At 68.4% G+C, this 11,687-nt stretch carries 7 protein-coding genes; 3 read left to right on the top strand and 4 right to left on the bottom strand.

Annotated features, from left to right (window positions below):
• On the top strand, window positions 1-1,417 hold a 1,417-nt coding region (locus tag AQJ46_RS48215), incomplete at its 5' end, for an MFS transporter (RefSeq protein ID WP_225887630.1).
• A gap of 167 nt (window positions 1,418-1,584) precedes the next feature.
• Here AQJ46_RS48215 and AQJ46_RS48210 read toward each other — a convergent pair.
• Window positions 1,585-4,554, bottom strand: a complete 2,970-nt coding sequence (locus tag AQJ46_RS48210) for a Tn3 family transposase (protein ID WP_059211702.1) — start codon at window positions 4,552-4,554, stop codon at window positions 1,585-1,587.
• A gap of 409 nt (window positions 4,555-4,963) precedes the next feature.
• On the opposite strand from AQJ46_RS48210, the gene AQJ46_RS48205 reads away from it, so the two are divergent.
• Window positions 4,964-5,389 carry a hypothetical protein gene (locus AQJ46_RS48205; RefSeq protein ID WP_059211701.1) on the top strand — a complete coding sequence of 142 codons (426 nt, stop codon included), beginning with the start codon at window positions 4,964-4,966 and terminating at the stop codon, window positions 5,387-5,389.
• A gap of 495 nt (window positions 5,390-5,884) precedes the next feature.
• Here AQJ46_RS48205 and AQJ46_RS48200 read toward each other — a convergent pair whose 3' ends face one another.
• Window positions 5,885-6,664, bottom strand: coding sequence for a hypothetical protein (locus tag AQJ46_RS48200; RefSeq protein WP_059211700.1), 780 nt, complete (start codon window positions 6,662-6,664; stop codon window positions 5,885-5,887).
• 512 nt (window positions 6,665-7,176) lie between these two features.
• Window positions 7,177-7,374, bottom strand: a complete 198-nt coding sequence (locus tag AQJ46_RS48195; RefSeq protein ID WP_059211699.1) for a hypothetical protein — start codon at window positions 7,372-7,374, stop codon at window positions 7,177-7,179.
• A gap of 119 nt (window positions 7,375-7,493) precedes the next feature.
• Between AQJ46_RS48195 and AQJ46_RS48190 the strand changes: the two genes are divergently transcribed.
• Window positions 7,494-10,313 carry a tetratricopeptide repeat protein gene (locus AQJ46_RS48190; protein WP_059211698.1) on the top strand — a complete coding sequence of 940 codons (2,820 nt, stop codon included), beginning with the start codon at window positions 7,494-7,496 and terminating at the stop codon, window positions 10,311-10,313.
• A gap of 252 nt (window positions 10,314-10,565) precedes the next feature.
• On the opposite strand, the gene AQJ46_RS48185 is transcribed toward AQJ46_RS48190, so the two are convergent.
• Window positions 10,566-11,642, bottom strand: coding sequence for a hypothetical protein (locus AQJ46_RS48185; RefSeq protein ID WP_059211697.1), 1,077 nt, complete (start codon window positions 11,640-11,642; stop codon window positions 10,566-10,568).
• Window positions 11,643-11,687: the final 45 nt, after the last annotated feature.

Below are 11,687 nucleotides of genomic sequence, written 5' to 3'. Positions count from 1 at the left end.
CAGTGTCATCTCCGTAGCCCAGCTGATGGTGGTCCTGGACGCGACCATCGTGAACATCGCCCTCCCCTCCGCGCAGAAGGACCTGGGCTTCTCCGACGGCGACCGGCAGTGGATCGTCACCGCCTATGCGCTCGCCTTCGGCAGCCTGCTCCTGCTCGGTGGCCGCATCGCTGATCTCTTCGGCCGCAAGGCGACCTTCCTGGCCGGGCTGGTCGGCTTCGGCGGCACCTCCGCCCTGGGAGGCGCCTCGACCAGCTTCGAGATGCTCGTCGTCGCGCGTGCCGCGCAGGGCCTGTTCGGCGCCCTGCTCGCCCCGGCGGCGCTGTCCCTGCTGACCACGACCTTCACCAATGCCAAGGAACGAGCCAAGGCCTTCGGCGTCTTCGGCGCTATCGCCGGTGCCGGCGGCGCCGTCGGCCTGCTGCTCGGCGGCGTGCTGACCGAATACCTCGACTGGCGCTGGACCCTCTACGTCAACCTCGCATTCGCCGCCATCGCCTTCGTCGGTGGTGTCCTTCTGCTGCAGCGCACCACCCGCGACAAGACCGCCACCCTCGACATCCCCGGCGTTGTACTCGTCAGCGCCGGCCTGTTCGCCCTGGTCTACGGCTTCTCCCACGCCGAGACCCACGGCTGGAGCTCCACGACCACCTGGGGCTTCCTGGCCGGCGGTGTCGTTCTGATCGGCGTGTTCGCCTGGTGGCAGACCCGCTCCACCTATCCCCTGTTGCCCATGCGGGTCCTGCTCGACCGAAACCGCGGCGCCTCCTTCCTCACCATCCTGATCACCTCCGTCGGCATCTACGGAGTCTTCCTCTTCCTCACCTACTACCTGCAGCAGAGCCTCGGCTACACCCCCATCAAAACCGGACTGGCCTTCCTGCCCATGGTCGTCGGACTCGGGGTCGCCGCCCAGCTAGCCTCCACGGTGCTGATCCCCCGCATCGGCCCCAAGGCAACCGTGCCGCTGGGCATGGGCGCCGCCATCGCCGGCATGGTCTGGCTGACCGGCCTCGACCTCCACAGCAGCTACCCGACGGACATCATGCTTCCGCTGCTCGTAGCGGGACTCGGCCTCGGCCTCGTCATCGCCCCGGGACTGGCCCTGGCCACCGCCGGCGTGCGCGCCGAGGACGCCGGCGCCGCCTCCGCCGCAGTCAACACCATGCAGCAGGTCGGCGGCTCCCTGGGCACCGCGCTGCTCAACACCCTCGCCACCAGCGCCGCCGCCGACTACCTGGCCGGCAAGAACCCCAAGGACCCCGCCGTCCTCGCTCAGTCCAGCCTGGAGGCCTACTCAACCGCGTACTGGTGGTCGGCCGCCTTGTTCACGGGCGGTCTGATCATCACCGCCGTCCTCTACCGGCGCGGCGTACCGGCCACCGACCCCGACGCGACCTCCGTCGTGCACATGTGAGTCACCGAAATTCCCGCCAGATCGGCCGCGCACCGTTCATCACCGACAAGTAGGCACACCGGCGGCCATGCAACAGAACGCGGCAGCCGCCTGGCCACGCCCGGACATTCCATCAGCCGGGGGTGGCTCGCCGATGGTTCCCAAGTCGGCTAGGCCCTGGAAGTCCCTCAGCGTGACTTCGAGGTTGATCGGGCGGCCTGATGCGTCGGTGTGCGAGGGCGGGGCACGGCGATGGCCGACCCCAGATCGAGGCGCTTGTCCATGTCCAGGCGGAACGTGCCGTACGGGTTGACGTTCGACCAGAACAGCGCGGTCAGACCGCGCCGGTCCTCGTCGCTCAGCTTCGATGCCCATGCTGGTTCAGCCAGGACCCGCTGCACCAGCAGGGTGTTGACATGCACGAGCGCGGACTGGAGCAGGTGCAGGGCGAGCATCGACGTCTCGGCGTGCTCCTTGTCGGGGCCGGTCAGGGCGCCGTCCTTGCCGTAGTGGAGCACGGTGTTCGCGCTGTTCCAGTTCTCCACAACCTGGAGCCCGCCGTGGATCTCGCGGCGCAGGCCGGGACTGGCCAGACAGTCGCAGGCAAAGATCGTGCGCACGGCCCGGCCGAGTTCTTCGAGTGCCTGGTAGGTGGGGTGCTTGGGGCCACCCCGTGTGAAACGCCGCAGCACCTGCTCCGCCTCCGCCGTTCCAAGCCGGAGCGCAGTCGCGTACTTCACCATCTGGTCGTACTGCTGCTCGATCAGCTCCCAGCGGATCGGCCTCGTCAGCGAGGCGCCGAGCGTCGGCCAGCCGGGCGGGGTGTCGTCCGGACGGTACAGGCGGACGCTGCCGATGTTCTTCAGCAGCTCGGTGAACGCGAACCCGACGACCGACGCACCGTGCGTGTCGACGTAGTTCGACTCGATCTCGGCGTCGGTGCAGGGCCGCAGCAAGCCCTCGATCATCGCCGCCACCTCGGACGACGAGCAGCTCTTGAGCTGGGAGTAGATGCAGACGTTCTTCCGCTCGACGTGCCAGTAGATCATCACGCCGTTGCCGCCGTAGCGGGCGTGGTACTCGGTCATGAAGTTCGAGGACCAGGACCCGAACTTCTTCGAGTCCGAGGCGCACGCGGTGCCACCGCCCCACCATGCGGTGTCGCGGGCGGCGAAGGTGGCGTTCACCAGCCTGGTGACGGCGGCCCGGAGATTGTCGACGGTGATGAAGTGCCGGCGCACGTGCCGCAGCGCGGCCTCGCTCTCGCCGTGCTCGCCGGTCGCAACGATCGCCCGGATACCCATGTTCGTGCCCAGAGCGAAGAGGGCCAGCAGCAGACGGCGCTGGAGGACGTCACGCTCGATGCGCTCGTACGCGGCCACTGAGGAGAACTCCTCGGTGAAGCCGGTCAGAAAGTCGGCGTTCTTCAGCACGTCCAGGAGGTCGAGGACGCCCCAGCGGCGCGCGACCTCCTCCTTGAGGGCCGCCAGGCCGGTGGGCTCGGCCAGCGGCTCCAGCTTCGGAACCGTGATCCACGGCTCGCCCTTGCGGGTGGTGACCTTCACCCCACCTGCCGAGCCGTCCGCGAGCGCGCGGGACAGCTGGTCCAGGCCCGCGGTCATGCGCTTCTTCAGGTCCGCGATGAACGCCCTCGGGTTCAGCGGCTGGCGGATCGCGGCGTAGTGCACGGCGCGGGTGGCCTCGAAGTCGCCGGGCAGATCGTCCTCCGGGTTGCGCCAGCGGGCGGCGCCCTCGACGTGGATCTCGCGGCGCCGTAGGGCGTCCCGCAACGCGACCAGGACGCACAGCTCGTAGGGGATGCGCTCGACCTTGCCCTTGTCGTCGACGACCGCCTCGCGCCAGTCCTTGCGCACCACGCCGTCCATCGGCGGCTCGTCCTCGACGCTGTCGTAGAAGCGGGTCTTGCCGTCTACATCGGCGTACTTCTTCAGCAGCTTCATCGCGTCCATCACCGGCCGGTAGGCCGTGTTGTTGCACTTGAAGCCCAGCGTGTTCAGCAGCGGGGGCAGCATCTGCCGGTAGTACGAGCTGTACGAGGAGCGCAGCGTGGTGCGGACCTTCGCCTTGAAGACCTTCTCATTCGCCTTCGCCTCGGCCACCAGGTCCTTGAGCGTCTTCTCCCCGACCACCGGGAACAGGGCCCGGCGTACGACCTCGTCGGGCTTGTCGACCGCAGCCGTGGCCAGCTTGAAGAGGATGCCCTCCTTGCCGCGGACCTTCTTCAACTCGGCGGTGAGCTGTTTCTCCACCCGCCGCTCGGCACGAGCGTTGATCTTGTGGACCAGCGCGACCAGCAAGTCGACCAGGGCGTCGGTGATCTCCGCCTGCCGGGACGAGCACAGCGCTGCGAGCAGGGTGATCCGTACGTCCTCGCTCGTGTCGCGGAAGTCCGAGGGGTACATCTTGATCGCTCGTGCCCGCCAGGCGGCCACCAGCTTCTCCGAGCAGTCAGTGAACAGCTCGTCGGGCAGCCCGAGCTTGCGCACGTCGTTGAGCTTGGTGATCTCCGTCAGCAGCGAGTCCAGGCCCACCGCGCCTGGGTCTCGCTTGAGCGCTGCCAGCAGGGTGGTGCCCGCCTCGTTGTCCTCAGCCACCAGGGACAGCAGCCGAGCCGTACCCGCCTCGCCCAGGCGGCCGATCGTGCGGGCGCAGAAAGTCTTCTCCCACTTGCCCCGCGCCGCGACGAGTACCTTCTCGACCCGAGTACGGCCCGGCGGCTCGATCTTCCGGGCCCGGCACTCGACCAGCAGGGCCTCGCGCTGCCGGTCCTCCACCAGCTCGACCGGACAGACCTCCACGGCCAGCCACTCGGCCAGCGCCTTCTCATCCGCGACCGTCGAGGGCCGAAATCCCAGGGCCTCACGGATCTGCTTGCGGTGGTACTCGGCAGTCCGGCCCACCAGCAGGTACTTCGCGAAGTCGGTGGCCGGGACCTTCACCAGATCGGCGACGTACTCCACCGCGGCCGGCGGGACCTCTTCCAGCACATCGGGGAACCGGCCCTCCAGCTCGAAGAACTTCAGCAAGAGGCTGAAGCCGAGCCGGGTCGTCCCGCTCTTGTTCGCCACCAGCTCCCAGTCGCCGTTTACCAGCGTCCAGTTCGCCAACAGCTCCTCTGGCGACCACTCTTGCCGCACGCCCGCCCCTTTGGCCTCGATCACTCGATCAGACCAACGACGACGCCCAGGACGGGGAAACGGGATCGCCCGGCTCCCCGAGACCTACTTTGCGGCTGATGACTGAGCTAGGGCACCGGGGCCCAATAGGGCCGGTCGGTCCTAGTGTTGGAGGCCCTGCTGGCGTGCCCAGAGTTCCACGGCACCGGAGGTGCGTTGTGTGAACTGGCTGGGCTGGAGGTGGCCGGTGCGGGTGATGAGGCCGGTTTCGGGATAGCCGTAGGCCTGCAGGAGTTCGTCTGCGAGTGCGGCGGTTCCGTGGCCATGCGCCCCGTCGCGGGGGATTTTCCGCGACCCCCTGCCGCATTCATACCCAACCGGGCATCCTGTAGAGCCAATTCCGGCCTTGTTCCATAGTGGGGGGTACAGCATGGCTGGTGGAAACCGCGGCACGCTGGGGCAGTTCATCAGAGTCCTGAGCCTGACGACGTTGGCGATCGTCTATATCGGCAGCCTGCTGATCACATACCGGCAGCTTCACGCGAAGCCCGTACTGGAAGGCGTCATCGGGGCCCCCGACTGGACCCGCGCGGTCCTGGTCATGGGGCTGGTGGTCGGCGGCGGTCTGGGCGCGGCGGCGGCGATCGTCGACAACCGCCGCGAGCTGCCCTCCTGGTTTCTGACGGTGGTGGGAGTGCTGGCGGCCCTGGCCTGGAGCCTGTGGGCGTCGCACAGCGCGGGCGAGGACGACGTGCACATGCTGTTCGCCGCCGCGGCGCCCGCGACCTGCCTGCTGGTGTGGGCGGAGCTGCTGCGGCAATTCCGCAACCAGCACCGGCAATCGGCGGCGGCTTGACAGCGGCGGCGCTTCCCGCGTTCGGGGAGCGCGACCGGCCCGGAGCCGATCCGCTGGTGTCAGGGGCGGTCGTACGGCATTGCCTCGGACGGCACCGCCCCGGATGGCGAAGAGCCCAGCGAACGCCTGCCAACCCTCTCCAAGTGCGCCGCGAACACCTCGCGGGCGTCCGGAGTCAGAGTGCGCTACGCCGCCAAGAACGTACTTCGGTTCACCGGGAAGTGCGCTTCGTGCTCTGTCGAACTCTGGTAGCACCGCACACCAGTGGCCGAACTGTCCACCAGACCCGACCAGCGGCCGTCGATGCACTGGAATCCCTCGACCTGGGCCGGGACATGGAACGGACCCGGACTGCGGCGGCCGTGCTGGCCCGGGCATGACGCGCGTGCCCGGGCGGTCACGTCACCGTCCGCGACCAATATGCCTCCTGACTTGCCGCGCGGAGGTTCGCAGGACGACGCGGTCAAGTACAGGGGTGTTCCTGCCCGGCGGTCTCTACCTCACGTCGATGTGGTCGCCGGCGGCGTTGATGGCCGGGGTGGTTGTGGTGCCGGGGAAGGAGTAGCGGTAGAAGCCGTCGGCGGTGGCTTTGACGGTGGTCTTCAACTCGCCGGTGCTGCTGGTGGTGACGGTCTTGAGGGTGGTGTAGGTGCTGCTGTTCTTGGGCCGGTACTGGAGTTTCACCCTTTGGCCGCTGTAGCCGGCGTACTTGCGGGTGTCCCAGTTGGCGCGGGAGAGCTTTCCGGTGACGGTGAGGGTCTTGCCCTTCTTCACGGGCTCGGGGGCGGCGTTCGCGGTCAGCTGGGACCTTCGCTGGACCTTGATGGTCGCCCAGGAGTCGACGGTGGTCTGGACGCGGTCCTTGGAGAAGGCGCTGGCGTAGATGTGCCAGGTGCCGGCTTTCCCATTGGACACGGCGTTGCTCATGTCGCGGGTGTCGGCCATGACCGCGAAGTTCATGGTGCAGGTGGTGGTCGTGGAGCTGTCGGCATGGCAGTTGGGGGCGTCGTAGGAGATCCCGCCCGTGCGGTCGTCGAAGGAGGGGCCGCGCCACAGCTGCACGTCTGCCACGATCACGCCGGACGGATCAGTGGCCGTGACCTGGGCGCTGAACTTGGTGACGGCGGTGGGGCCGACCACGATGTTCTTGCCCTTGTTGACCACGACCTTGGTGATGACCGGTTGGCCATCGGCGTGTGCCGGAAAACCGGTCCCAGCGGTCAGCAGCAGGGCGGCGGACGTGGTCCCGGCGATCGCCGCAGCACGTATACGCATGTGAGTCCAAGTGAGAACAGGGGGCCGGTAGACAGCAGTGCACTGCGTGAGCGGCCCGCGAGAGTCAGAGAGCCGATTCGGCCCGCGGGATCAGACCGTCCGCAGGGGCCGAGGGTTGTAGGAGAGTCGAAGATCAACCCAGCTCTGGTTCCGTTCCGTCCGGCGCAGACGAGGCACCTGGCACGTTGTCACCACGCCAGCACGACCGCATAGGACGTGGTTGCTGCCAGCATCCCGCCCGGCAGCGACGACTGACCCAGTCACGAAAGAGGCACCCGTGGTCGCCCGGATCTTGATCGAGACGGTGGGCACCCGGATGTTCCCTCCACAGGGCCTCCGTTGGGCCCTGGCACTGCGGACACACCGCGCTCTCTGCAATCCACTGATCATTCATGCGCGCATGCTGACGGCTCGATCCGCTTACGTCCTGCGCAGCGACGGTGCGCCGTCGCGGCCGCGCCGTCACTCTCCGGTGAACGGACGCTGCCCACGCTGTCCAGGAACCACAGCGCTCACGGGAGGAGGGGGGTGAGGGCCGCGGTGACGGCGGCGGCGAGGGTGATCACTGTGGTGAAGGTGAGGGCCGCACGGGTCAGGGCGCTGGGCCAGGTGCTGCCCTCGAGGCGGGCCAACGTGGCGGCGCCGGCGGCTGCCATCAGCGCGACGACGATGACGACAGCGACAGCGAGGAGGACGACGGCGACGGTCACGGCAAGCTCCCTGCACACGGTGGGTGTTGACAGGGATCAACCTCCCGGAATGCCTGTGCGCCATGGTTCAGCGAGACGAAAATGAACACGGGCGCACACACCACCCGGGGGGCCAGCACATGCACGAGGCGGACAACAGCCGCAGCCCGGCACTCGCTGAGCTGCACGGACGGCTGGAAGAGGCACGCGCCCGGGCCAGGCTGAACCAGACAGAGCTCGCGGGGTTAGCCGGGCTGGGCCGAGCGACGGTGGGCAAGGCTCTTGCGCTTGACGGCGGCGTTCCGTCGGCGAATACGGTGGCCCGTCTGGCACGCGCGTTGAAGCTGTCGGCGGGGGAGCTGCTGGAGTTGCGGCGGACCGCGATGGAGGAAGCGGATGGGCACCCGGCCGACATGCCGGGGCCGGGGCGTCCGATCGAGCAGTGGGAGCCGCACGAGCTGGAAGTGCACCCGGCCGGTCCGGGCACCATCGCGGTCGGCGAGCAGGCCCTGCCGGGATACGTGGAGCGCCGACATGACGAAGTGCTGGCCGCAGCGGTACGCGAGGCGGCCCAGGGCCGCAGCCGGATCGTGGTCCTGGTGGGCAGCTCCTCGACGGGCAAGACGAGGGCGTGCTGGGAGGCCGTGCAGCCGCTCGCCACGAAGCCCTGGCGGTTGTGGCATCCCTTCGACCCGACCCGGGCGGAGGCCGCGCTGGAAGAGCTGCACCAGGTCGGGCCGCGCACCGTGGTGTGGCTGAACGAGGCTCAGCACTATCTCGGCGACCGGGCCTGCGGCGAGCGGATCGCGGCAGCCGTACACCGCCTGCTGACCGACGAGCAGCGCGGCCCAGTCCTGGTACTGGGCACACTATGGCCCGAGTACGCCGACCGGTACACGACGCTGCCCGCTCCGAACGGGAACGACCCTCACACTCGGGTGCGGGAACTGCTCACCGGCCGCACCGTTGCCGTCCCCGACGCGTTCGACTCCGCAGCCCTGGCCGCCGCCGCCCTCCTGGCCGAGGGGGGTGACGCACTGCTGGCCGACGCCCTCACGCGCGCACGCGACGGCGGACGGATCACCCAGGACCTGGCCGGAGCCCCCGAACTCCTGCGCCGCTACGAGCAGGCCACCCCACCCGCCCGCGCCCTGCTGCACGCTGCAATGGACGCCCGTCGCCTCTTCGTCGGCCCCCACCTCCCCCAAGCCTTCCTGACCGACGCGGCCCCCGACTACCTCTCACAGGACGACTACGACCAACTCACCGAGGACTGGGCCGAACAGGCCTACGCCGAACTCGCCGCACCAGGGCACGGCAAACAAGCCCCGCTACGTCGCGTACGAGCCCGCCCTCAACGACGCCCACCCGGCCCGCAGCAGCCAGCCGAACACCCCTCACCCCAACCCGCGGGCACAATGTTCCGGCTCGCCGACTACCTCGAAGAACACGGCCGCTCTACCCGCCGCTCCCTGTGCCCGCCGGCCTCGTTCTGGGACGCCGCCCACGCCCACCTCACCAACCCAGATGACCTGGACGTCCTGGTCGAGGCGGCTGAGGACCGACACCGCCTGGAATGGGCACACCACCTCCGCCACCGCGCGGCCTCCCTCGGCAGCGTCAACGCCCTCTATGCCCTGGCCGAGATGCGGGAGGACACGGACGACCGAGAAGAGGCTGAGAATCTCTATCGGCGGGCAGCCGACCTCGGCGATACCGATGTCCTCTTCAACCTGGCTCTATTGAGGGAGGCAGCGAATGACAGGGAAGGCGCTGACGACCTTGCACGGCAGGCCGCTGACCTCGGAAATATCAAAGTGCTGTCCGACCTGGCGGAGTTGCGGGAGGAGGCTGGGGACCACGAGGGTGCTGAAGCCCTGGGCCGACTGGCCGCCGGTCACGGCAGCACCACCATCCTGTACCGCCTGGCCATGATGCGGGAGGAGGCTGGGGACCGGGCGAGTGCCGAGAGCCTCTACGAACAGCTCGTCGAGCACGTCGGCGCTGATGCCCTGTACTGCCTGGCCGTGATCCGAGAGGACAGGGGAGACCAGGCCGTCGCAGAGACGCTCTATCAGCGCGCCGACGACCACGGCGACCTTGATGCCTTGTGCCGCGTGGTCACGGTGCGGGACATGGTGGGCGATAGGAAGGGCGCTGCAGCCCTCGCGCGGCGGGCCGCAGTCCGCGGCAGGCCTGCCGCCCTACACAGCCTGGCGCGCTCCGTCGAAAGGGCGGGGAGCGTAAAGGAGGCTGACAGGCTCTATCAGGAGGCCGCCGATCACGGCATCACCGAAGCCCTCTACCGGTTGGGCCAGTTGCGGGAGAAGGCCAAGGATCTGAAGGGTGCCGAGACCTTCTATCGGGAAGCCGTAGAACACGGCATCACCGAGGCCTTCTTCCCGTTGGCTGTTCTGCGGGAGCGAGCAGGGGATGGGGAAGAAGCGGAGGATCTCTACCGGCGAGCTGCGGACAACGGCGAGTCCGCTGGCCTGCGCCGCGTGGTCACGTTGCGCGAGAGGATGGGCGACAGGGAAGGCGCTGAAAGCCTGGCACGTCAGCTTGCAGACAACGGCGACCCCAACGGGATGACCTACCTCGGCCGCGTGCGGGAAACGACCGGAGACAAGGAGAGCGCTGAAAGTCTCTACCGGCAGGCCGCTGAACGCGGCAGCGTTTTCGCCCTGAACTTCCTGGTCAGGCTACGCGAGCAGGCGGGGGACCTGAAGGAAGCAGAGCGCCTTGCCCAGCTGGCCGATGACCTCGGCAGTCCCGACCCTCTGTACCGGCTGGGCCTGTCGCTGGAGAAGGCGGGAGACCGGGAAGGCGCCGAAAACTTCTTCCGCCAGGTCGCCGACCGAGGCCACGCGCGCAACATGCCTCCTGATGGATCAGCTTTCAGTGCATGGTGGCGCGATGGTCTGGACCCGGATGGACAGCCCACACCGCCCTGGCGGTGAACTGCGGCGCGCGACGCCTACAGACGCCGGCGTACCGCAGACCGTGATCCACCCCAACGGCAGCACAACGACAACCACCTACCGGAGCCCGCTGGCCGACGGCAGTAATACGCGCCTCGCGTCCACGACGCAGCCACGCTGGCTTCAGTCCAACCCGCGCGCAGTGAGGCCGAAGGGTGTCCGGTGGCCATGGTGGCCGCAAGTCGGTATCAGAAAGTCGGGTAAGGGCGTGAGCGCAGGTTCCGCCCTTCGTCACAGCAGCGTCAGAAGCTCCCGCAGCACCGCACGGAGCCGGATAGGCGCGGGCAGGTCGTCCATGGTGAGGGTGGAGTTGCTCTTGCCGATCTGCCGGTGCAGCGCGTCGTCGGCGATGGCCTTGAAGCGCACGAGTTCCTGTGCGTGTGCCTTGTCGGTCTTGCCGAACGGATGCTGGGCTGCGACGACCTTGAAGTCCTTGTACCCGTTGAAGACGGGCGGGATGTGGTCCAGGATCGTCCGGATCATGGCGGCGGCCGCGTGCGGCATCTCGGCGGTGTAGTTGTGGTTCAGCTCCCTGCACAGGGCGATGAGCCGGCCCAGGTTCCATGTGGTCGACTGGGCCGCCTTCTCCAGCTCGTCGAGGAGGGCCAGGTCGACGTACGGGCCCCGCTGGGGAGCGACGACCGGCGCTGCCGCCATGGCGGCGGACGGGGTGAACTCGGCGGCCGCCGCGGTGACGATCTCGCACGTCTTCTCGACGTACGCCTCCAGGGTCTTCACGTTGCGGTATGCGAGCACGCTGCGCGTGATGTTCCACTCCCAGCTGCCGTCGCCCTTGCGCGCGCTGCCGCCGTTGCCGATCCCGGGCTCGTACGAGAGCAGGTCGGGCAACACGTCGACGAACCGGGGCGCGAGGTGCGGCACGGCCTGCCTCAACTCACTGGATCGCAGCTGGGCGTAGGTGACCTCGTTCGCTGAGGCGGGCTTGTCGGTGTGCAGCTTGATCATGTGGTGAAGGACGCGGAGGAACGGCTCGCCCACTGCCTCCCGCAACTCAGGGAGGACGAGTCCGCCGGCCACGGTCACCCGCACTCTGTCGCCCTCGCCGATGGGCGGGCGCATGCCGGTGGTGTAGCCGTACCCTGCTCCGAACGGTCCGGCCACCCCGACGCGTGGCAGCGACTGGAACACCTCGACGGCGTCTTCACCCCTGATGTCGTAGGCGTGCAGGACGTGACCCCACACCGGCCACTCGCCGGACGCGAGCCAGGGCCGGGCAAGCACCGCTAGGAAATCACTGATCCTGCTCTGCTCGAAGGCGGGGAGGATGGCGAAAGAGAGCGTGTCCAAGAAAACCTCGTGGTGCACTGCGAGGGAGACCGGCGGCCAAGGAGG

It is taken from the genome of Streptomyces canus (assembly GCF_001514145.1).
GTDB classification, from domain to species: Bacteria; Actinomycetota; Actinomycetes; order Streptomycetales; family Streptomycetaceae; genus Streptomyces; species Streptomyces canus.
The sequence above is the reverse complement of the archived record's forward strand: the minus strand, read 5'-3'. Positions and strand labels throughout refer to the sequence as shown.